This is a genomic window from Kribbella polygonati, from assembly GCF_050320105.1.
GTDB lineage: Bacteria > Actinomycetota > Actinomycetes > Propionibacteriales > Kribbellaceae > Kribbella.
The window spans coordinates 4,803,345-4,823,822 of sequence record NZ_CP190129.1; the positions used below are offsets into that span (position 1 = coordinate 4,803,345).

The window sequence follows — 20,478 nt, forward strand, 5'->3', positions numbered from 1 at the left end:
GTGCACTCAAATCGACTCAGCCAACCAGAACGACGCGGGACGTGACCTTCCGTATCGGGTGAATTACTGGGTGAATCTGCCGGGCTGTTAGCGTCCGGCACCATGCACATCCTGCGAAGCCGCGTGCTGATCGCGGCCGGGGCCGTCGCCTGCGCCGCGGTAGCCACCGTCGTGGTCGTCGTCAGCTCGAAGTCCGACGCGTCGGCGCCCCGGGCCCTCACCGCGGACGAGGCGAACCGGCTGGCGATCACCCGGTTCCGCAACTACGAGACCGGCGGCCGGGCGGTCCGGATCACCGTGCCGGACACCGCGGGCGGGCTGACGGTGACGGCGTCGGTCGACTTCCGGGCCAAGCGCGCGTACGGCGAACTCCGCGGGGCGGGGCGCAACTCGTCGAGCGACGGCGCGATCCGGTGGACGCCGACGCAACTGTCCGCCGCGTCGCCGACCGTCGGGTGGACCAACCGTCCGCTGCAGACGACGGGGAGCACCCTCGACACCGCGCTGCGGATCACGCTGGGCCTCGGATCCGACCGCTCTGACAACGCTCAACTGCTTCCGCAGAACGGCGCCCGCCAACTGGGCCAGGAAACGATCAACGGCCACCGAACCGACGTGATGCTAGGCCCGGGTGCCCGCGACCGCCCCGACACCGAAGGCACCGTGAAGTACTGGATCGGCGAAGACGGCACGATGTACCGCGTCCAACTGACCGTCGCCTCGGAACCACAACCAGTGGTCATCGACTTCGACACCCAGCCGTACGTCCCACCCAAGTAGGGGTGTGGGTTTAGTTGATGTGGGTCAGGGAGAGGGCGGCCAGGAGGGTGGGAGGTGGTGGTGTCATTCGGGTGAGGTTCGGCAGGGGTGGGGTGGGCGGGACGGTTGTGGGGGCGGTGGTTGTGGGGTTGGGGAGTTGGGGTTGGGCGGGGGGTGCTGCGACTTCGCTGAACGGGATGCCGGCGGGTGGGGTTGGGGGTGTCCAGGTGCCGGAGGGAGAGACGGCGGCGGCCGACGGCGGGAGCGGGGCGCCGGGTTGTGGGCAGGGGGCGGTTGTTGTCAGGCCGGCGGGGACTGTGCGGACGGTGGGGCCTGTCAGGCAGTTGTTGTGGCCCTTGGTGGCGGTGGGGAAGGTCCAGCCGACGTCGACGGCGTTGCCGGCGAAGGCGTTTGCCGTGATCTGGTTGGCGTTCGCGGGGATGTCCTGGGTTGCGGTGAGGACGACTCCGGCGTTGGCGTTCCCGGTGATGCGGTTGTTCAGGAGTTGGTTGTTGCTGCCGCCGTCGATGCCGACGCCGATCCCCCAGCCGCCGTCCGCCTGCTCCGGTGTCGCCGGCTGCTGATTGGCCGCGATCAGGTTGCCCGCGACAACGGCACCCTGCTGCGGCAGCAGCTTCTCCTGGTGATCGGAGCCCGTGGTCAGCCCGACCCGGTTGCCGACGATCCGGTTGCGGACGAAGTACATCTCGCCGCTCGCGTTCGTACCCTCGATCCCGACCGCGTTGTACTCCGCGACGTTGTCCTGCACCACCACGTGGCACGGCTTGCACTGCCCGACGTAGATCCCGGAGTCGGCCCCGCCGGACGTGTACGAGTCCCGGATCACCCCGTTCCGCGCCGAGAACGCGTAGATCCCGTACAACCCGTTCCGCGTCGACGTCACGTGCGACACCAGGAACGAGTCCAGGAACCGCACCGGCTCGTCCCCCGTGTCGTACCCGCCCTGCCCCGGCTGCGTGTCGGCCGCCTTCACCGAACCGGTCACGAGTACGCCGTTCTGCGTGTTGCCGCGGACCGTCAGGTTCTCGACCGCGACGCCGGGCGCGGTGACCACGATCCCGTTCGGCTGCCGCAGTTCGCCGTCGATGACGACCTGGTCCCGCGACTCCCCGCGGAGCGTGACGTGCGCGGTCGTGATCCGCACCGACTCGTGGTACGTGCCGGGCGCGACCAGGACCAGATCCCCTTGCCGTGCGACCGATACCGCGGCCGAGATCGTCGGGGCGTCGGCCGGCACCCGGATCGTCACGTGCTCGCCCGCGGGCCGCCGTACCTGATCTGCTTCTGCTCCGCTGCACCCCGCGAGGGCCAGGACTCCCGCAACGACGACTACCGCACGCAACATGGCCGAAAGTGTGACACGAAGGACCGATTCGCGAGTACTCCGGGTGATGTGGCACTCTCGCTCCGTGACCCGAGCCGACGACCGCCCGTCACGCCGCACCCTCCTCGGCGCAGCCTCCGCCGCCGTCATCACCGCCGGCTGCTCCACAACCACCAACCGGCCGACTCCCGCAACAGCAGCCGCCGCGGTGCCGCCGACAGGCAAGCACCAGGCAGGCATCACCACACCCCAGACCGCCCAACCCCACCTGCTGGCGGTCATCGCCGACCTCACCCCGCCCGCAGTTGCCGTCGTACGCCGGTTGCTCGCGGAGCTCGGTGAGACGATCGTCGCGCTGACCACCGGTACCGCACCCCGCCTGCTCGGCCTCGACCCAGGCGACCTCACCGTCACGGTCGGCATCGGCCCCCGCCTGGTACGACTGGCCGGCCGTACCCTCCCCGGCACCACCGACCTGCCGCCCTTCGCCCACGAAGAGATCCCGCCGGCAGCACGCGGCGGCGACGTACTCCTGCAACTCTGCGCCACCGACCCCCTCGTCCTCTCGGTAGCGGCAGCTGCCCTCCTGGAAACGACCGGCCTCCGCGAACGCTGGCGCCAGTCCGCCCACCGCGGCCCCGCGGTCAAGGTGACCGACAACCTCACCGCCCCGCGCAACCAACTCGGCTTCATCGACGGCATCGTCGGCCCCCACACCGACCCCGAGCAGAGCCTCAACCTGTGGCTCGACGAACCCCGGGCAGCCGGCGGCACCATCGCCGTACTCCGCCGGATGGAACTGGACCTCCCCCGCTTCGCAGGACTGTCGACCGACGAACAGGAAGCGGTCATGGGCCGCCACCGCGACACCGGCGTCCCGCTCTCCGGCGGAGTTGTTGCCGACGGCCCCGATCTCGGCGCGAAGACCCCCGACGGCCGCTACCTCGTACCGGCCGGCGCGCACGCCCGGCGCGCGCACGCGGCCGTGGTCGGCGTACGCATGATGCTCCGCCGTTCGTACAGCATCGACGACCCCGCGCCCGGCCTGCTCTTCGTCAGCTTCCAGAACGATCTGCGCACCTTCACCGCGACCCTCACTCACATGCAGAACGGCGACGCCTTGCTGCCGTTCACGAAAACGACAGCCAGCGGCACTTTCCTGATCCTCCCCGGCTTCGATCACCAGCACCCGCTGGGCAGCACTCTCTTCTAGAGCAGGCCGAGCGAGTACGCCCGCAACACCGCATCCTCCCGGCTGGTCGCGCCGAGCTTGCGATACACGCTCTTCACCTGAGTCCGTACCGTGTTCACCGAAACCACCAGTTTTCCGGCGATCTCCGGCGTACTCCCGCCGGCGTCCAGCTCGCTGAGTACGGCGTGTTCCCGGCTGGTCAGCTCCACCAGGTCCAGCCGATCCGGGAACACGCCCGGCGCCCGCGCCAGCCGCTCCCGAGCCGCATCGGTCAACGGAAAGTCCTTGATTTCCTGGATTTCCGCGCGATCCGCGGGCGACAGCGACGCCAGCGACAACACCTCGTCCGGCGTCCGCAGCCGATCCGTCAGCTCCGCCGCCGCCCGCGCCTCCGGCACGTCGCCGGTCCGCAACGCCGCGATCGCCTTCAGCAGCAGCAGTTGCCGAAGATCCCGGTACGACGTCACGTTGCCCCACGACAACCGCGACGCCAGCGCCCGTACGGCGGCGTACTCGCCGTTGAGGAACCGGATCCGCGCGACCGAAATGGTCAGCCACGGCTCGTGAACACCGGTTTCCTTGATCAGCCGCAACGCCCGAGTGCCCTGCCCGGTCGCGATCAGCAGGTCGATCCAGGCGCGCCGCAGTACCTGCGAGGCCGCGGTCAGTTCGGTGAGTTCCGGCGCGTGGCTGAGGCGGAGCGTGCCGAGATGCGCGAGCGCGGCCGCCTGGTCGCCGCGGTACAGCCCGTGCGCGAACACCAGCGCCGCCGCGAACGGCCACACCTCGATCCGGCGGGTGCCGTCGCCGATGATGTCGAGCAGCCCGGCCAGTTCGCTGTCGTCGTACCGGTCCAGCGCGTCCCAGCCCTCGGCGATCGAACCACCGACGGTGAGCAGATACCGGACCCGCCTGGACGGTGCCTCGAACTCCCGCATCCGCCCGAGCCACTGCTGCGCGGGACCGGTGTGCCCGAGATTGGCGAAGATCATCGCGAGGTTCGCCGAAGCGTTCAGCGCGGTCGCCGCCGTGACCGGTTCGAGCGTGGCGAGCTCGTACGCGTGCCGGTACAGCTCGACCGCGGCCGGCAGGTCGTCCATCAACGTCCGGGTCAGCCCACGCTGCAACGGCAACCACCCCGGCCGCCACGCCCCGTCGGTCCCCGGCAGCGGACTGAGCTGCGCGGCCCGCGCACTGAGCCGCTGCCCCAACTCCTCTGCCTCGACGCACCGCCCCTGCTCCCGCAGCGCGATCATCGCCGCGACGCCGACCGTCGTCAGCGTCGCCACCGACGTCTCCCGATCGATGTCCATCGACGCCGCCAGCCGCGTCCCGAGCTCCGTGTAGTGCCGCAGGTACGGCCGCAACTCGAGCGCATCCGGCTGCGTCGCCGCGTAGTAGACGCTCAACCACGACAGCATCAGCCGCGGCCGGGACCGCAACTCGTCATCGGGAACCAACGTCAGCACGCCGAGCAGCCGCGCCGCCAGTTCCCCGTCCACCGAGAGCAGATGCTGGTCACACACGACCTGCAACGCGTCCCAGTCCCGTTCCTCCCCGATCCTTGCCAACTCCCCCAGAGCAATCACTGAGGGATCATATTCGCTCTCAGGGAGTAGTCGCCTAGCTGATGCCCTTCAGGAGTTGGCGGGCCATCACGATGCGCTGGACCTGGTTGGTGCCTTCGTAGATCTGGGTGATCTTGGCGTCGCGCATCATGCGTTCGACCGGGTAGTCGTGGGTGTAGCCGTAGCCGCCGAGGAGTTGGACGGCGTCGGTGGTGACGGCCATCGCGGTGTCGGAGGCGAAGCACTTGGCGGCGGCGCCGAAGTAGGTGAGGTCCTTGTCGTTGCGCTCGGACTTCGCGGCCGCGGCGTACGTGAGCTGGCGGGCCGCCTCGATCTTCATGCCCATGTCGGCGAGCATGAACTGCAGGCCCTGGAACTCCGAGATCGCCTTGCCGAACTGCTTGCGCTCCTGGACGTAGCCGAGCGCGTAGTCGAGGGCTCCCTGGGCGATGCCGAGCGCCTGCGCGGCGATCGTCACGCGGGTGTGGTCGAGGGTCTGCATCGCGGTCGCGAAGCCGGTGCCCTCGGCGCCGATCAGCCGGGACGCCGGGATCCGGACGTTGTCGAAGTACACCTCGCGGGTCGGCGAGCCCTTGATGCCGAGCTTCTTCTCCGGCGCCCCGAACGACACGCCCTCGTCGGACTTCTCCACCACGAAGGCGGAGATCCCGCGCGAGCGCGCGTCCGGGTCCGTCACCGCGAAGACGGTGTAGAAGTCGGAGACGCCGGCGTTGGTGATCCAGCGCTTGACGCCGTTCAGGACGTACGAGTCGCCGTCACGCACCGCGCGGGTCTTCATCGAGGCCGCGTCCGAACCGGCCTCCGGCTCCGACAGGCAGTACGAGAACATCGAGTCGCCCGCGGCCACCGGCGGCAGGTAGCGCTGCCTCACCTCGTCCGAGGCGGACAGCAGCAGCGGCAGCGAGCCGAGCTTGTTCACGGCCGGGATCAGCGACGTCGAGGCGCACGCGCGGGCGACCTCCTCGATCACGATCACCGTCGCGAGTGCGTCCGCGCCGGCCCCGCCGTACTGCTCCGGGATGTGCGGCGCGTGGAAGTCCGACGCCTTCAGCGCGTCGTACGACGCCTTCGGGAACTCGGCCAGCTCGTCCACGTCCCCGGCGTGCGGGGCGACCTTGGCGTCGCAGACGTCGCGGACGGCGTCGCGGATCGCCTGGTGCTCCTCGGACAGCGCGTACAGCTCGAATGAGTTACTCACGAGTCACACAGTACGACGAACCTTCCGCCGGCGGGGGACGTCGTACGCCGAAAGTGATCAACCGGACATGAGCCGGTCACCGGCTGATAACCACGATGGGTAGAGTCCCCGGCATGAGTGATGCGACGTCTCGACCGCTCCGGATCGCCGTCATCGGCACCGGTTATCTCGGCTGCAACACCTCCGCCGGGATGGCCGAGTTCGGTTTCGACGTGATCGGGGTCGAGATCGACGAGCACCGGCTGAAGCTGCTGAACGACGGCAAGGCGCCGCTGTTCGAGCCCGGGCTGGATCCGCTGCTGAAGAAGCACGTGGACTCCGGCCGGCTGCGGTTCACCAGCGACTACTCCGAGATCGCCGACTGGGCCGACGTGCACTTCATCTGCGCCGGCACCCCGCAGCTCGAGGGCAGCGAGGCCGCGGATCTGTCCCAGGTGAACTCGGTCGTCGACATGCTCGCCCCGCTGCTCACCGAGCCGACCCTGGTGGTCGGCCGGTCCACCGTTCCCGTCGGTACGTCGAAACTCGTCGAGGAGCGGCTGCACCGCCAGGCCCCGGCGGGTACGGCGGTTGAGGTCGCCTGGCAGCCGGAGTTCCTCCGCGAGGCGCACGGCGTCGAGGACACGCTGCACCCGGACCGGCTGGTCTTCGGGGTGCAGTCGGACGCCGCCGAGACCCGGCTGCGCGAGGTGTTCGCGACCCCGATCGCCGAAGGCTCGCCGGTGGTCGTCTGCAACCTGCCGACCGCCGAACTGGTGAAGGCCGGCGCGAACGCGTTCCTGGCCACGAAGATCTCGTTCATCAACGCGCTCGCCGAGATGGCCGACGCGACCGGCGCCGACGTGACCCAACTGGCCGACGCGCTCGGGTACGACAAGCGGATCGGCCGCGGCATGCTGAACGCCGGGCCCGGGTACGGCGGCGGCTGCCTGCCGAAGGACCTGCGCGCGTTCATGCACCGGGCCGGCGAGCTCGGCGTCGAGGAGATCATCACGCTGCTCCGCGAGGTCGACGACATCAACCAGCACCGGCGTGCCGGGATCGTTGACATCACCCACGAGATGCTCGGCGGCGAGTGGGCCGGCAAGAACGTCACGGTGCTCGGCGCCGCGTTCAAGGCCGGTACGGACGACGTCCGCGACTCGCCCGCGCTGGACGTGGCCGGCCGGATCCAGCTGCACGGCGCGAACGTCACGGTCTACGACCCGGAGGCGATGGAGAACGCCCGCCGCGTCCGCCCGACGCTGCGCTACGCCCAGTCCGCCGTCGACGCCTGCCGCGACGCCCACGCCGTACTGCACCTGACCGAGTGGCCCGAGTTCCGCGAGCTGGACCCGGCCGCCCTGAAGGACATCGTCAGTACGCCGGTCGTCATCGACGCCCGGCTCAACCTGAACGCCGACGCCTGGCGCGCCGCCGGCTGGACCTACCGCGCCCCCGGCAAGCCCTAGGCGACAGTCGCCGCACGGACGACCGGCCGGGTCACCACGACCAGGCCGGTGATGGCTGCCAGCACCGAGATCCCCAGGCAGACACCGGTGATGCCCAGGCCGCGTACGTCGGCCAGGCCGCCGAGCAGCGGGTTCATCACCATCAGCGCGATGTTCTGGCTGAGTACGACGATGGACTGCAAGCGGGACTGGAACTCGCGCTCCACCGAGTTCATCAGCAACGGCAGGATGTGACCGGTGAACGTACCGACGCCGACACCGCTGACGACACCCGCCGCGAACGTCAGCGGCAACGGGTCGAACAACGACAGGCCGAGCAGTCCGACGGCCGCGAGCAACAGGCCGCAGGCCGCGACGATGCCCGGCCGCGGGAACGCGCCCCGCATCAGGATCCGCAGCGCGATCACCCCGACGCCGAGACTGCGGCTGGCGATCAGCAGACCGGCGGTGGCGGCGTTCCAGCCGTGGGCCCGGGCGAGCAGCGGGAAGAGCAGGGCGTCGAGCGGCATCAGCAGCCCGGCCGCGACGAACATCGTGATCAGCAACGCGCGGGTCAGCGGACGCCCGAACGCGACCCGGATCCCGGCGCCGATCGAGCGCAGCATCCCGGTCGGCATCCGGCCCGCCGGGGCCATCGTCTTCCGCAGTACGAGCAGTACGACGATCATGACGCCGAACGTCAGCGCGTCGAACCCGCCGGCCGCCTTCAGCCCGGACCAGCTGACCAGCACACCGCCGACCGCCGTACCGGTGACCGCGAACACCACACCCGTCACCTGGAAGCTCGCCAGCGCGCGCGGCACCTGCTGCGGCGGAACGAGCAACCGCGGCATCGCCCGGGACGACGGCAGGAAGAACGCGTCGATGGATCCGACCACCAGCGCCAGGATCACCAGCAGCCAGACCGGTTCGCCCACGGCCGCCGACGCCGGAACGAGCGCGGCCGTCACCACGAACATCGCCGTACAGCTGGCGAGCAGGACCCGGGGGGCGCCGTAGCGGTCGCCGACGGCGCCGCCGATCAGGAGGAGCGCGGCGCGGGGGGCGGCGGCGAGCAGCAGGATGAGCCCGGCGACACTGCCGCCGTGCCGGGTGGCGGACCAGCCGATGCCGAAGCTCATCGTCAGGTCACCGAGGAGGGACACCGCAGCGCCGAACAGCCAGATCCAGTAGCGGACCGGAATGCGCTGCGTGTCCGATTCAGTGGGCGGAGTCACGATCGACGACCTTAAACGACAACCGATGGGATCTCACGACTACCCGCCCCCGTCCTCCGGAAACCAGTCCAGACCTCAACCTTTACGCAGCTCTGCCGCCCCGTCACGCACCGTGCTGCCCTTCCCCCGTGCCAGCTCCGCGAGCGACTCCTGGAACGCGATCATCCGGTCCCGCAGCACCTCGTCGGAAGCGGCCAGGATCCGGACCGCCAGCAGCCCCGCATTCCGAGCGTTCCCGATCGAGACGGTCGCAACCGGAACTCCGGCCGGCATCTGCACGATCGACAGCAGCGAGTCCATCCCGTCCAGGTACTTCAGCGGCACCGGGACCCCGATCACCGGCAGCGGGGTGACCGAGGCCAGCATCCCGGGAAGGTGCGCCGCGCCGCCGGCGCCGGCGATCAGCGCCTTGAGGCCGCGCTCGTGGGCCGACTTTCCGTAGTCGATCATCTCGGTCGGCATCCGGTGCGCGGAGATCACGTCTGCCTCAAAGGGCACGTCGAACTCGGCGCACACCTCGGCGGCCGCCTTCATCGTCGGCCAGTCGCTGTCCGACCCCATCACGATGCCAATCATCAGCAAGTCCTATTCGTCGATCGTGCCGGTCAGATAGTCGGCCGCGTGCCGAGCCCTCGAGCGCGTCTCCTCGAGGTCGTCGCCGTACGCCGTCACGTGGCCGACCTTGCGGCCCGGCTGCACGGACTTCCCGTAGAAGTGGACCTTCAGCCCCGGGTCGCGGGCCAGGCAGTGCAGCAGCCCGCGGTGCATGTCCTCGACGTCGCCGCCGAGCACGTTGACCATCACGGTGTACGGCGCCCGCGCGGCCGGCGAGCCGAGCGGCAGGTCGAGCACCGCGCGCAGGTGGTTCTCGAACTGGGAGGTGACCGCGCCGTCGATCGACCAGTGCCCGGTGTTGTGCGGGCGCATCGCGAGCTCGTTGACCAGCAGCCGGCCGTCGCGGGCCTCGAACATCTCGACCGCGAGGACGCCGACGACGCCGAGCTCGCCGGCGATCCGGAGCGCGGTCTGCTGGGCCTGCGCCGCCTTCGCCGGGTCCAGCCCGGGCGCGGGCGCGGTGACCTCGACGCAGATCCCGTCGCGCTGGACGGACTCGACGATCGGGTACGCGACCGCCTGGCCGTGCGGCGAGCGGGCCACGATCGCGGACAGCTCGCGGACGAAGTCCACCTTCTCCTCGGCCAGGATCGGTACGCCGCTGCCGAACGCGGTCGCGACCTGCGGGTCGTCCGGCCCGTCGACGAACCAGACGCCCTTGCCGTCGTACCCGCCGCGGGTGGTCTTCAGGATGATCGGGAACCCGCCGACCCGTTTCGCGAAGTCCGCGACGTCGGCCGGTGTCTCCACCACCTGGTGCGCGGGCGCCGGCGCGTCGAAGGTGTCCAGCCGGGCGCGCATCACGGCCTTGTCCTGGGCGTGTACGAGCGCGTCCGGGCCGGGGTACACCTTGACGCCGTCCGCCTCGAGGGCGTGCAGCAGGTCGGTCGGCACGTGCTCGTGGTCGAACGTCACCACGTCGCACTCCGCGGCGAACCGGCGTACCGTCTCGGGGTCCTTGTAGTCGCCGACCGGCGCGTCCGCGACCGCCTGGGCGGCCGAGACGGCGGGGCCTTCGGCGAGCACGCGGAGCTGGACACCGAGCGCGACGGCGGTTTCCTGGGTCATCCGGGCCAGCTGCCCGCCGCCGACCATGCCGACCACGGGTGTACCGACGGGGAGATCCTTGCGATCGAACTTCACGCTTGTGAGCCTAACCGGGCCGATTTCGGCCTCGCCCCCTGGCCGGGTACCGTGGGAAGCTGCCCTGCCGTCGCGGTGTGATCACAGAAGGTTCCGAACCCCGTTGAAGCTCGTCACCAAGCTGTACCACCAGTTCCAGCACCTGGTGCACGAAGTGGCCAAGTTCGGGCTGGTCGGTGTGCTCGGTCTGGTCGTGGACCTGCCGATCTACAACTGGCTCGTGTTCGACAACCCGACGGTCCTCGGGGACTCCGGGATCGGCATGATGCACCACAAGCCGCTGACCGCGAAGCTGATCTCGACCACGGTGGCCACGGTCGCGACGTACTTCGGGAACCGGTACTGGACGTGGCGGCACCGCGAGCGCTCCGGCCTGCACCGCGAGTACGTGCTGTTCTTCGTGCTGAACGGGATCGGCCTGCTGATCGCGGCCGGCTGTCTGGCCTTCTCGCGGTACGTCCTGGACCTGCACACCTGGCTGTCGGACAACATCGCCGCGAACTTCGTCGGCCTCGGGCTCGGCACGCTGTTCCGGTTCTGGTCGTACCGGAAGTTCGTCTTCAAGGAAGAGCTCGCGCTCGACGAGGTCGAGCACACCCCGGCGCCGGACTCCCCGGCGGAGCTCGACGGGGAGTCCACGGGCGACCTGCCCGTCGTGCGCTGACCTACTCCCCGTTCAGGGGCGAGCCCGGGTCCTTCAGCCGGGCGTACACGGTGTCGGCGAAGGTCGCGGGGACCTTGCCGAGCGACTGGATCACGGTGGTCGCACCGGTGAAGCGGCCGACGGCGTACAGGTAGGCCACATCGGTGTCCTTGTCGATTCCGAGCAGCACCGTGCCGTACACGCCGCACTTCTGCGCGAGCAGCGTCTCGAACCCCTGCCAGGTCCTGCTCCGGACCTGCTTCACGACCGGCTTCAGCACTGCTGTGGTCGGGATGTGGATCGTGTACAGCGCGCCGCCCCGGGTGTTGGCGACGAACGTGTCGTACGTCGCGGCCTTGCTCACCAGCGCCATCGACTTCACCGCGGCGAACCCGGGCGCGGAGCCGGCACTCCGCCAGACGCCCTTCGAGCTGACGGTCCAGCGGAACAGTACGCCGTCGTTGCGCAGCCCGTAGACGGTCCAGCGGGAGATCCCGGCCTGGGTCGGGCCCTGGTACTCCGCCTCCTCGACCATCGTGAAGCGCCCCCAGCCGCCGCCGATCCGCCGCAGCCCGGCCGGCTGGTCGGCGGTCCCCTTGTGCGCGCCGTACCCCGCCTGGTACAGGCTGTCGCCGACGATGACGTAGCCGTACACGGAGTACCCGCCGAAGCCGTCGTCGAGCACCGCCATGCTCGCCATTTCCTTCACCTGGCCGGGCCCGAACGCGCCCCTTCCGAGCGGCGCCACGGTGGCGCGCGGCGGCGTGGTCGACACGATCGACACGTTGTCGTGGTCGCCCGCGGCGGTGACGGACGACGCGCCCACGACGCAGTTGGCCGCCCTCGCGGCAGCCGCACCGGTCGCCGGCACCAGCGTCCCGGTGACCAGCGCGGCCGCCGCGATCGTTCCGAGTGGTTTGATCATTGGTCCACCCCCTTTATCTGCCTTGATGATCGCGCGAGCCCGATGGTTGTATGCGGGCATGACTGAGATCGAGGTGCGGACGGCCGTCGCGGCCGAGATGGATGCGGTACGGGCGGTCTTCGGGGGCGCGATGATGTTCGACCCCGGGACCGAGAGCGACCTCGACCGGCAGCTGTCCGAGGTCGACCGGACGCTGGTGGCGACCGACGGCGCGGAGGTCGTCGGGACGGTGACCGCGCGGACCCGGGACCTCTCGGTGCCCGGCGCGGTGGTGGCCGCCGCGCATGTGACCGGTGTCGGTGTCCTCGCGACCCATCGGCGGCGCGGCGTGATGTCCCGGCTGATCGGGCAGCAGCTCCGCGGCGTACCGGAGGCGATCGCGGCGCTGTGGGCGAGCGAGCCGGCGATCTACGGGCGGTTCGGGTACGCCGCGACCGCCCGCGAGGTCGGGTACGAGATCGACCTGCATCGTGTTGGTCCGGCCAACGACCGGATCCGGCCGGGCGCACTCGGCGTACTCACGGTCGACGAGGCGCTGAAGGAGCTGCCCGCGGTCCTGCGCCGGCTGCAGGAGCAGCGGCCCGGCATCTCCGGGCGGTCGGACGCGCGGTGGCAGAAACGCCTGCTGGACAAGCCCGAGGAGCGCAACGGGCGGACCGCGCGGCAGGTCCTGGTGCACCGCGACGAGACCGGCGCCATCGACGGGTACGCCTTGTACCGCGGCAAGATGAACTGGCTCCCGGTCGGCCCGGCGAACGAGGTGCTGCTCGAGGAGCTCGTCGCGCCGGACGCCACGGCGTACCGGGAGCTCTGGCAGTACCTGCTGACGATGGACCTCAGCGCGAAGCTGACCTACGAGCACGCCGCGCTGGACGAGCCGGTCCAGCAGCTGGTCAGCACGCCGACCGCGCTCGACCGGCGGGTCAGCGAGTCGCTGTGGTTGCGGGTGACCGACGTACCGCGGGCGCTGGCGCAGCGGCAGTACGTCGTACCGGTCGACGTCGTGCTCGACGTACGGGACGAGCTGATCGAGGCGAACACCGGGCGGTTCCGGCTGACCGCCGACGGGTCTTCCGTGACCTGTGAGCGGACCGGCGACCCGGCCGACCTCAGCCTCTCGGTGACCGAGCTCGGCGCGGTCTACCTCGGCGACCGCGCGCTGGCCGAGTTCGCCGCCACCGGCCGCGTCGTCGAGCACACGGCGGGTGCCCTGAACCGGACGACCGCGGCGTTCCGCTGGCCGGTCGCGCCGGTCAGCCTCGAAATCTTCTAGCGCTCGTCGTCCGAGCTGAAGATCGTGTCGCCGTCGTCCTCGCGCGGCTGCTTCGGCGGCTGCGCCGGACGGCGGCGCATGTGCTCCGGCGGCTCCTCGTCGTCCAGGATGCCGTCGCCCATCTTGCCGTCCGGCCCGCCGAACAGCAGGTCGGACATCTGCAGGTGGACGTGCTCGACGTGCGGTACGTCGGGCAGCACCACCTGACCGCGCTCGCCGGCGGACTCGATGTGCAGCGTGCCGCAGCCGAGCATCCGGTCGATCAGGCCGTGCTCGTAGGACACGTCGTTGATCCGCATCAGCGGGATGTCCCGCCCGGTCCGGGTGAGTACGCCGTGCCGGGTGATCAGCCGCCGGTTGGTGATCGTGTACGTCGAGAAGAACCAGTCCAGGAACGGCCGGACCGCGAACGCGGCCAGGATCACCACGCCGACCGCGAGGATCGCGATCCGGGCCGGCTGCTGCAGCGACCCGTTCGGCACGATCGCGGCCAGGAAGCCCCCGAGGCCGGCCACCACCAGCAGCAGGAAGACCGGCCCGATCAGCGCCTTCCAGTGCGTCCGGGTGCTGACGACGACGTACTCGTCCTCACCCAACAACTTCGCCGAGATCGCCATGGCCCCAGTCTCACAGGTCGCGGGTCCGAATGTCGTCTCCCGACACGATCGCCTTGCAAAAGTGGTTTAACACTTCACAAAGTGCATACAGTGAGCCAAGATGCGCGAAGAGTCGTCACCTGGGGGACGAGAGGAAGCTGTGATGCCAGTCTTGTCGATACTCGACCGCGAGCACACCGTCGCACCGCCGGGATACAGCCGCTGGCTGATCCCACCGGCCGCACTGGCCGTTCACCTCTGCATCGGCCAGGCGTACGCGACCAGCGTCTACAAGACCTCGATGGTCAAACACTTCGGCAGCAGCCAGACGGCCGTCGGCGTGGTGTTCAGCATCGCGATCGTGATGCTCGGGCTGTCCGCCGCGGTCGGCGGCACCTGGGTGGAGCGCAACGGCCCGCGGAAGGCGATGTTCGTCGCGGCCTGCTTCTGGGCGTCCGGGTTCCTTGTCGGCGCACTCGGGATCGGCACCGGCCAGCTCTGGCTGGTCTACCTCGGGTACGGCGTGATCGGCGGCATCGGGCTCGGGATCGGGTACATCTCGCCCGTCTCCACGCTGATCAAGTGGTTCCCGGACCGGCCCGGGCTCGCGACCGGCCTGGCGATCATGGGTTTCGGCGGCGGCGCGCTGGTGGCCAGCCCGCTGTCCCGGCAGCTGCTCAGCGTGTACGACTCCGGCTACGACCCGAACGTCAGTACGTCGGTCGCGGGCGGCGGCGCGCTCGTCGGGCTGTTCCTGACGCTGGGGGTCGGGTACTTCGTGATCATGATGTTCGGCGTCTTCACCATCCGGGTGCCGGCCGACGGGTGGGCGCCGGACGGCTTCGACGCGGCCGCCGTGCAGCAGAAGGCGCTCGTGACCAGTGGGAACGTGTCGGCGGCGAACGCGATCAAGACGCCGCAGTTCTGGTTCCTGTGGCTCGTGCTGTTCTGCAACGTGACCGCGGGGATCGGCATCCTCGAGCAGGCCAGCCCGATGATCCAGGACTTCTTCCGCGGCGCGAGCGGCACGTCGACGGTCGCCGTCGCGGCCGCGGCCGGGTTCGTCGGGTTGCTGTCGATCTTCAACATGGGCGGGCGGTTCGGCTGGTCGACGACGTCGGACGCGATCGGGCGGAAGCCGATCTACGCGATGTACCTCGGCGTCGGGATCGCCGCGTACCTGCTGCTCGGGACCGTCGGGCACACCAGCACGGTGGTCTTCGTGCTGCTCGCCGCGATCATCATCTCGTTCTACGGCGGCGGTTTCGCGACCGCGCCGGCGTACCTGCGGGATCTCTTCGGGACGTACCAGGTCGGCGCGATCCACGGCCGGCTGCTGACCGCGTGGTCCGCGGCCGGGATCGCGGGGCCGCTGATCATCAACGGCTTCCTCGACCACGAGGGCAAACCCGGCACGCTGACGGCATCGGCGTACCGGCCCGCGCTGTTCACGATGGTCGGCGTACTCGCGGTCGGCTTCGTCGCGAACCTGCTGATCCGCCCGGTCGCCGAACGATTCCACGAACAGCCCGCGTCGACGGTGGAGGCCAGGTCATGAATCAGAGCGCACGCCTGGTGGTCTCCTGGCTCCTGGTCGCCGTACTCCTCGGCTACGGCATCATCGAAACCCTGATCACCGCGGTCAAGATCTTCAAGTAGAGCGAAAACGATCAAGTACTACAACGCGAGCGGCGGCACGATAGGTGGCATGACCACCGACGTGCTCGCCGCTTTCGTCTCGGTGCTGGCCGATGCTCTGGACGACCGGGGCGCGACCGGGGACGAGCTGGCGGCGCGGGTGCGGTTGTCGCGGTCGCACCTGGACCGGATGGTGCGGGCGGCCGCGGGTGAGCGGCCGGCGCGGCTGCGGCGGCGGATCCTGCTCGAGCGGGCGGCGTACCGGCTGCTGACCGGTGGCGGGAGCATCCTCGACGTCGCGGTCGAGGCCGGGTACGGGTCGCACGAGGCGTTCACGCGCGCCTTCGCCCGGGAGTACGGCGTGCCGCCGGCGCACTGGCGTGGGCGGCCGGACCGGATCCGGCTGGACGCGCCCAGCGGTATCCACTTCCACCCGCCGAACGGGTTGCGGGTGCCGGCCAGGGACGAGGTGAGTTCGATGGATCTGGTGCGTTCGATGATCGACCATCATGTGTGGCTGCTCGGGCAGATGCTCAGCCAGGCAGCGCGGCTGGACGACGAGGAGCTGGACCGGCCGATCGAGATCTCGGTCGAGGGCATCGACGCCGAGCCGACACTGCGGTCGCTGCTGTCCCGGCTGGTCGGGCAGCTCGGGATGTGGCACGCGAACCTGGCCGGGCAGGAGTACGACTTCGCCGTCGAGCAGGGCGAGAGCGTGCAGAGCATGCGCCGACGGCTGGACGTGGTGGGGCCGGCGTTCGCGGGTGAGGTCGGAGAGCTGTGTACGGCGAACCGGCTGGACGAGCTGATCGTCTGCCCGGGCGACAGCGTCGAGGTGTACACGGCGGGCGGGATGATCGCGCACGTGCTGACGTTCGCGGCGTACCGCCGGACGCTGGTCGCCGGCGCACTGCACGACGCCGGCTGCGACGACCTGGACAGCGGCGACCCGATCCGGTGGATCAGCTGATGACCGGCGTGCTGGTGGCGGTCAACGTGGTGCACAAGCTGATCCGCGGGCCGACGCGCTGGACCGCGATCGACAAGCGCCCGGTGGACGGACCGGTTTCCGTTGGTGTGCTGGGTCTGGACGGCGACCGGCAGTGCGACACGCGGTACCACGGCGGCCCGGACAAGGCGCTCTACGCGTACGCCGCGGAGGACGCGGAGTGGTGGGCCGCGGAACTCGGGCGGGAGATTCCCCCGGGCTTGTTCGGGGAGAACCTGACGACCCGGGGCCTGGACATCACCGGCGCGGGGATCGGTGAGCGCTGGCGGATCGGCGAGGTACTGGTGGAGGTTCGGTCACCCCGGACCCCGTGCGGAAACCTGTCCGGGCGGATGGGCATCAAACGCTTCCACCAACGCTTTGCTCGCGTCGGCCGGGTCGGCGTCTACCTCAAGGTGCTGCAAACCGGCGTCGTCCAAGCCGGCGACCCCATCAGGCTCGACGCAAGTGCGTGACATCCCCCGCAGCCAACGGTCGAGGGCCATCAGCTGTGTCGACCATGAGACGACCATCGTCGGCCAGGTCGCGCGCCGTTCCTTCGAGGAAGGTGCCGTCGGGGAGTTCTACGCGTACTGCTTGTCCAAGGGTGGCGGACAACGCGCGGTACTCCGGAAGCACGACAGCCGGGTCCCCGTCCGCGTCGACCCAGGACTGGTAGCGAGAGGCGAGTTCTCGTAGTACTGCGGCCAGGATGGTGGCTCGGTCGGTTGTGGTGGCGTGTTCTAGGGCTAGGGACGTGGCGGCCTCGTGGGGTTTCTCGTCTTCGCGGAGGGTGACGTTCAGGCCGATGCCTACTACGGCAGCCGGGCCTTCGACGCGTTCGAGCAGGATCCCCGCCAGCTTGCGGTTCTCCACCAGTACGTCGTTGGGCCACTTCACCTCGGCAGGCACCTCAGCAACCCGCCGTACGGCGGCCGCCACCGCAAGAGGTACCAGCAGGCCCAACCACGGCCACCGTGCCGCGTCAACACTCGTAGGACGCAGCAAGGCCGACATCAACAGCGCAGAACGCGGCGGTGTGGTCCACGTACGTCCCAGCCGCCCGCGACCGGACGACTGGTACTCGGCAGCGACAACCAGACCCTCAGGCTGACCACCTGCGGCAGCAGCCGCAACAACAGCATTCGTCGACGGTGTCTCGGCGACAACGTCGATCTGCGTCCAGAACGAACCAGGACGCACCAACCGCCCCCGCAGGAACTTCTCGTCCAGCGGGGGCCGCTCCAGGTCGTTGAAACTCATCCTGTGTTCTGCAGACCTGCGGCAACGCCGGAAACGGTCAGCAACAGCAGCCGTCGGGTCCGGACGATCTGCTGCTCGTCCAGCGAGTCGTCGGTCCGCAGCGTCCGCAACGCCCGCAGCTGCAGGTAGCTGAGCGCGTCGACGTACGGGTTCCGCAGCTCGACCGCACGGCCCAGCACCCGCCGTCCCTGCAGCAGGCGCTCCTGGTCGAGGACCTTGAGCACCCACTCGGTGGTCAACGCGTGCTCGTCCAGCATCTGCTGGGTCAGCTCCGGCCGGTCCCCCAGCTCCAGGTAGCGGCCGAGGATGCGCCGGTCCGTCTTGGCCAGCGACATCTCCGCGTTCTCCAGCATCACCTGGAACAGCGGCCAGTTCTGGTTCGCGTCCCGCAGCAGGTCCACGTCGCCGACCGCGGCCAGCGCCGTACCGAGGCCGTACCAGCCGGGAGCGTTCACCCGGGCCTGCGACCACGCGAACACCCACGGGATCGCCCGCAGGTCCTCCAGCGACGACACCGCGACACCACGCCGCGCCGGCCGCGAGCCCAACGGCAGCTGCCCAAGCTCCTCCAGCGGGGTCACGGTGCTGAACCACTCCGCGAACCCGTCCGCCTTCACCAGCCGGTGGTACGCCGTCCGCGCCGCCTCGTCGAGCGTCTTCTCGACCACCGCGAACCGGTCCGCCGCCGCCGCGGCCCGCTCCTCGACGGCCGGCGTCGACGCCAGCAGGGTCGCCGCGGTCACCTGCTCGATGTGCCGCTGCGCGATCGGCGCGTTGCCGTACCGGGCCGGGATCGCCTCACCCTGCTCGGTGAGCTTGAACCGCCCCGCCACCGATCCGGGCGCCTGCGCGAGTACGGCGCGGTTCGCCGGGCCGCCGCCCCGCCCGAGGGCGCCGCCGCGGCCGTGGAACAGGGTCAGCCGGATCGCGTTCCGCTGCGCCCACGCGGTGATCCGCGCCTGCGCGTCGTACAGCGCCAGCGTCGCCGAGACCGGGCCGACGTCCTTCGCGGAGTCGGAGTACCCGAGCATGACCTCGAAGCGCCGGTCGTTTGCGGTCAGCCGGTGCCGCACGCGGGTCAGCTGGATCGCGTTGTCCAGCACCTCGACCGAGTTCTGCAGGTCCTCGCCGGTCTCGAACAGCGGTACGACGTCCAGCTCGATCGGGCGGCCGTCGAGCGCGGCGTCGGCCAGCTCGTACACGGCGGCGAGGTCCGCGGCGTTGCGCGTGAACGACACGACGTACCGCCGGCAGGCCTCCGGGCCGAACCGCTGCTGGATCTGCGCGATCACCCGGAGGGTCGCGAGCACCTCCTCGGTCTGGTCGGAGAGCTCGCCGCCGCCGAGGACCTCCTCGAGCGCCTTCGCGTGCACGGAGGAGTGCTGGCGGATCTCCAGCTCGGCCAGGTGGAAGCCGAACGAGTTCACCTGCCAGATGAGCTGCTGCAGCTCACCGAACGCCTGGCGCGGCGCGCCCGCCGTCACCAGCGAGTCCTGCAGGACCTTGAGCTCGTGCAGGAAGTCGGCGGACCGCGGGTACCCGAAGTCGGCGTCCCGGGACCGGGTCGCGGCCAGCCGGCGCGCAGCCAGCAGCAGGAGCTGCCGGTGCGGCTCGGCCGGCGACCGGGTCTCGATGTCCGCGATCAGCTCCGGGTTGACCGCGCGGGCGTCCTCGAGGATCCGGCGTACCGGCGCGGACGGCGGGGTGGTCGCGGCGTCCAGCGTCAGGGACCGGCCGAGGGCCTCGGTGGCCCGCTCCAGCGCCTGCAGTACGTGGTCGGCCTGGATCTGCATCGCCTCGCGGGTGATCGCGGCGGTGACGTTCGGGTTGCCGTCCCGGTCGCCGCCGATCCACGAACCCAGGTGGACGAACGGCGCCACCACCGGCGTCCGGGTCCCGGCCGCGTCCCCGGCCAGCGCGTCGTCGAGCCGGCGGTACACGTTGGCGACGACGTCGAACAGGGTCTCCTCGAAGACCGCCATCGCCGACCGGACCTCGTCCAGCGGCGTCGGCCGGCTGGTCCGGAGTTGCGACGTACGCCAGAGGATGTCGACCTGCTCGACCAGCCGGCGCCGGTTCTCCGCCAGGTCGCTGTCGCCGGCGCGCGGGTCGTGGCGCTCGTCCAGCAGCGACGTGATCCGGCGGATCGTCGCCAGTACGGCGCGCCGCCGGGCCTCGGTCGGGTGCGCGGTCAGCACCGGGCGGAACTCCAGCCCGTTCAGCAACGCCCGCGCCTGCTGCTCGCCGCTGTCGCGGGAGATCTGCTCGACGGCCTGCGCCAGCTCGGACACCACCGCCTCGCTGCCGGCCCGGTCCCGCTCGCGCAGCACCCGGGCGCGGTGCAGTTCCTCGCTCAGGTTCGTCAGGTGGAAGTAGCAGGTGAACGCCCGGGCCACGTCCTCGGCCCGCTCGTGCGGCCACGACGCGACCAGTTCCTCGGCAGCGGCGCCGTCACCGGCGATGGTCAGCTCACGCAGTTTCTCGACGTCGTCGAGCAGCGGCTGACCGGCGTACTCGACGAGCACCTTGCCGAGGATCTCGCCGAGCAGGCGGACGTCGGCCCTGAGTTCCTCAGGCACCTCGAACCGCGCGCGGGTACGGGTCTCACTACCGGTCTCGGTCACGTTCGCCCACCCTATCGGC

The 20,478-nt window shown here is 70.2% G+C and carries 19 protein-coding genes; 9 read left to right on the forward strand and 10 right to left on the reverse strand.

The genetic code is table 11. From position 1 onward, the window contains the following. The first annotated feature begins 102 nt into the window (after positions 1–102). On the forward strand, positions 103–780 hold the full coding sequence (locus tag ACQHIV_RS22770) for a hypothetical protein (protein WP_427885006.1): 678 nt from the start codon (positions 103–105) through the stop codon (positions 778–780). Positions 781–790: 10 nt separating this feature from the next. Here ACQHIV_RS22770 and ACQHIV_RS22775 read toward each other — a convergent pair whose 3' ends face one another. After that, positions 791–2,125 (reverse strand): right-handed parallel beta-helix repeat-containing protein, encoded by a 1,335-nt coding sequence (locus ACQHIV_RS22775; RefSeq protein ID WP_427885007.1) that lies wholly within the window; start codon positions 2,123–2,125, stop codon positions 791–793. Between the two features lie 64 nt (positions 2,126–2,189). Here ACQHIV_RS22775 and ACQHIV_RS22780 point away from each other — a divergent pair, with 64 nt between their 5' ends. Then, a complete protein-coding gene (locus tag ACQHIV_RS22780; protein ID WP_427885008.1) occupies positions 2,190–3,317 on the forward strand; it encodes a Dyp-type peroxidase in 1,128 nt (375 codons plus the stop codon). Here the strand turns inward: ACQHIV_RS22780 and ACQHIV_RS22785 are convergent. Next, positions 3,314–4,885, reverse strand: a complete 1,572-nt coding sequence (locus ACQHIV_RS22785; RefSeq protein ID WP_427885009.1) for a LuxR C-terminal-related transcriptional regulator — start codon at positions 4,883–4,885, stop codon at positions 3,314–3,316. The genes ACQHIV_RS22780 and ACQHIV_RS22785 overlap by 4 nt on opposite strands. 34 nt (positions 4,886–4,919) lie before the next feature. Continuing rightward, entirely contained in the window at positions 4,920–6,083 is a 1,164-nt protein-coding gene (locus tag ACQHIV_RS22790; protein ID WP_427885010.1) for an acyl-CoA dehydrogenase family protein, read from the reverse strand. Positions 6,084–6,196: 113 nt separating this feature from the next. Between ACQHIV_RS22790 and ACQHIV_RS22795 the strand changes: the two genes are divergently transcribed. Further along, on the forward strand, positions 6,197–7,534 hold the full coding sequence (locus ACQHIV_RS22795; protein ID WP_427885011.1) for a UDP-glucose dehydrogenase family protein: 1,338 nt from the start codon (positions 6,197–6,199) through the stop codon (positions 7,532–7,534). On the opposite strand, the gene ACQHIV_RS22800 is transcribed toward ACQHIV_RS22795, so the two are convergent. The 3 genes from ACQHIV_RS22800 to ACQHIV_RS22810 form a co-directional block, all read right to left on the reverse strand. Beyond that, a complete protein-coding gene (locus tag ACQHIV_RS22800; protein WP_427885012.1) occupies positions 7,531–8,751 on the reverse strand; it encodes an MFS transporter in 1,221 nt (406 codons plus the stop codon). The genes ACQHIV_RS22795 and ACQHIV_RS22800 overlap by 4 nt on opposite strands. 75 nt (positions 8,752–8,826) lie before the next feature. Continuing rightward, entirely contained in the window at positions 8,827–9,327 is a 501-nt protein-coding gene (gene purE / locus ACQHIV_RS22805) for a 5-(carboxyamino)imidazole ribonucleotide mutase (protein ID WP_427885013.1), read from the reverse strand. 9 nt (positions 9,328–9,336) lie between these two features. Then, a complete protein-coding gene (locus ACQHIV_RS22810; RefSeq protein WP_427885014.1) occupies positions 9,337–10,509 on the reverse strand; it encodes a 5-(carboxyamino)imidazole ribonucleotide synthase in 1,173 nt (390 codons plus the stop codon). Between the two features lie 103 nt (positions 10,510–10,612). Between ACQHIV_RS22810 and ACQHIV_RS22815 the strand changes: the two genes are divergently transcribed. Then, a complete protein-coding gene (locus ACQHIV_RS22815; protein WP_427885015.1) occupies positions 10,613–11,173 on the forward strand; it encodes a GtrA family protein in 561 nt (186 codons plus the stop codon). 1 nt (position 11,174) lies between these two features. On the opposite strand, the gene ACQHIV_RS22820 is transcribed toward ACQHIV_RS22815, so the two are convergent. After that, positions 11,175–12,077: a hypothetical protein gene (locus ACQHIV_RS22820; RefSeq protein ID WP_427885016.1), complete on the reverse strand. Its 903-nt coding sequence runs from the start codon at positions 12,075–12,077 to the stop codon at positions 11,175–11,177. A 58-nt stretch (positions 12,078–12,135) separates the two neighbouring features. On the opposite strand from ACQHIV_RS22820, the gene ACQHIV_RS22825 reads away from it, so the two are divergent. Next, complete coding sequence (locus ACQHIV_RS22825) at positions 12,136–13,350, forward strand: GNAT family N-acetyltransferase (RefSeq protein WP_427885017.1); 1,215 nt, start codon at positions 12,136–12,138, stop codon at positions 13,348–13,350. On the opposite strand, the gene ACQHIV_RS22830 is transcribed toward ACQHIV_RS22825, so the two are convergent. After that, a complete protein-coding gene (locus ACQHIV_RS22830; protein WP_427885018.1) occupies positions 13,347–13,967 on the reverse strand; it encodes a PH domain-containing protein in 621 nt (206 codons plus the stop codon). The genes ACQHIV_RS22825 and ACQHIV_RS22830 overlap by 4 nt on opposite strands. Positions 13,968–14,109: 142 nt before the next feature. On the opposite strand from ACQHIV_RS22830, the gene ACQHIV_RS22835 reads away from it, so the two are divergent. Genes ACQHIV_RS22835 through ACQHIV_RS22850 form a run of 4 tightly spaced genes read left to right on the forward strand, consistent with a single transcriptional unit; the run spans position 14,110 to position 17,048 of the window. Beyond that, positions 14,110–15,504, forward strand: coding sequence for an OFA family MFS transporter (locus tag ACQHIV_RS22835; protein ID WP_427885019.1), 1,395 nt, complete (start codon positions 14,110–14,112; stop codon positions 15,502–15,504). Next, the gene (locus ACQHIV_RS22840) at positions 15,501–15,605 is read left to right on the forward strand and encodes an MFS transporter small subunit (RefSeq protein WP_427885020.1); all 105 of its coding nucleotides are present in this window, start codon (positions 15,501–15,503) and stop codon (positions 15,603–15,605) included. The genes ACQHIV_RS22835 and ACQHIV_RS22840 overlap by 4 nt, the downstream gene beginning before the upstream one ends. 49 nt (positions 15,606–15,654) lie before the next feature. Further along, entirely contained in the window at positions 15,655–16,554 is a 900-nt protein-coding gene (locus ACQHIV_RS22845) for a helix-turn-helix domain-containing protein (RefSeq protein ID WP_427885021.1), read from the forward strand. Next, positions 16,554–17,048, forward strand: coding sequence for an MOSC domain-containing protein (locus ACQHIV_RS22850; protein WP_427885022.1), 495 nt, complete (start codon positions 16,554–16,556; stop codon positions 17,046–17,048). Before ACQHIV_RS22845 ends, ACQHIV_RS22850 begins: the two co-directional genes overlap by 1 nt. Here ACQHIV_RS22850 and ACQHIV_RS22855 read toward each other — a convergent pair. Together ACQHIV_RS22855 and ACQHIV_RS22860 are read right to left on the reverse strand one after the other, a co-directional pair. Next, positions 17,026–17,835: a biotin--[acetyl-CoA-carboxylase] ligase gene (locus ACQHIV_RS22855; RefSeq protein WP_427885023.1), complete on the reverse strand. Its 810-nt coding sequence runs from the start codon at positions 17,833–17,835 to the stop codon at positions 17,026–17,028. The genes ACQHIV_RS22850 and ACQHIV_RS22855 overlap by 23 nt on opposite strands. Then, a complete protein-coding gene (locus ACQHIV_RS22860) occupies positions 17,832–20,459 on the reverse strand; it encodes a phosphoenolpyruvate carboxylase (RefSeq protein ID WP_427885024.1) in 2,628 nt (875 codons plus the stop codon). Before ACQHIV_RS22860 ends, ACQHIV_RS22855 begins: the two co-directional genes overlap by 4 nt. Between the last annotated feature and the right edge of the window lie 19 nt (positions 20,460–20,478).

Excerpts from the sequence above, each read along its gene's own strand:
- ACQHIV_RS22825 (WP_427885017.1), top strand. The coding sequence starts at position 12,136 with ATGACTGAGATCGAGGTGCGGACGGCCGTCGCGGCCGAGATGGATGCG.
- ACQHIV_RS22855 (WP_427885023.1), bottom strand. The coding sequence starts at position 17,835 with ATGAGTTTCAACGACCTGGAGCGGCCCCCGCTGGACGAGAAGTTCCTG.
- ACQHIV_RS22795 (WP_427885011.1), top strand. The coding sequence starts at position 6,197 with ATGAGTGATGCGACGTCTCGACCGCTCCGGATCGCCGTCATCGGCACC.
- ACQHIV_RS22770 (WP_427885006.1), top strand. The coding sequence starts at position 103 with ATGCACATCCTGCGAAGCCGCGTGCTGATCGCGGCCGGGGCCGTCGCC.
- ACQHIV_RS22845 (WP_427885021.1), top strand. The coding sequence starts at position 15,655 with ATGACCACCGACGTGCTCGCCGCTTTCGTCTCGGTGCTGGCCGATGCT.
- ACQHIV_RS22830 (WP_427885018.1), bottom strand. The coding sequence starts at position 13,967 with ATGGCGATCTCGGCGAAGTTGTTGGGTGAGGACGAGTACGTCGTCGTC.
- ACQHIV_RS22850 (WP_427885022.1), top strand. The coding sequence starts at position 16,554 with ATGACCGGCGTGCTGGTGGCGGTCAACGTGGTGCACAAGCTGATCCGC.
- ACQHIV_RS22820 (WP_427885016.1), bottom strand. The coding sequence starts at position 12,077 with ATGATCAAACCACTCGGAACGATCGCGGCGGCCGCGCTGGTCACCGGG.
- ACQHIV_RS22775 (WP_427885007.1), bottom strand. The coding sequence starts at position 2,125 with ATGTTGCGTGCGGTAGTCGTCGTTGCGGGAGTCCTGGCCCTCGCGGGG.
- ACQHIV_RS22840 (WP_427885020.1), top strand. The coding sequence starts at position 15,501 with ATGAATCAGAGCGCACGCCTGGTGGTCTCCTGGCTCCTGGTCGCCGTA.
- purE (WP_427885013.1), bottom strand. The coding sequence starts at position 9,327 with ATGATTGGCATCGTGATGGGGTCGGACAGCGACTGGCCGACGATGAAG.
- ACQHIV_RS22835 (WP_427885019.1), top strand. The coding sequence starts at position 14,110 with ATGCCAGTCTTGTCGATACTCGACCGCGAGCACACCGTCGCACCGCCG.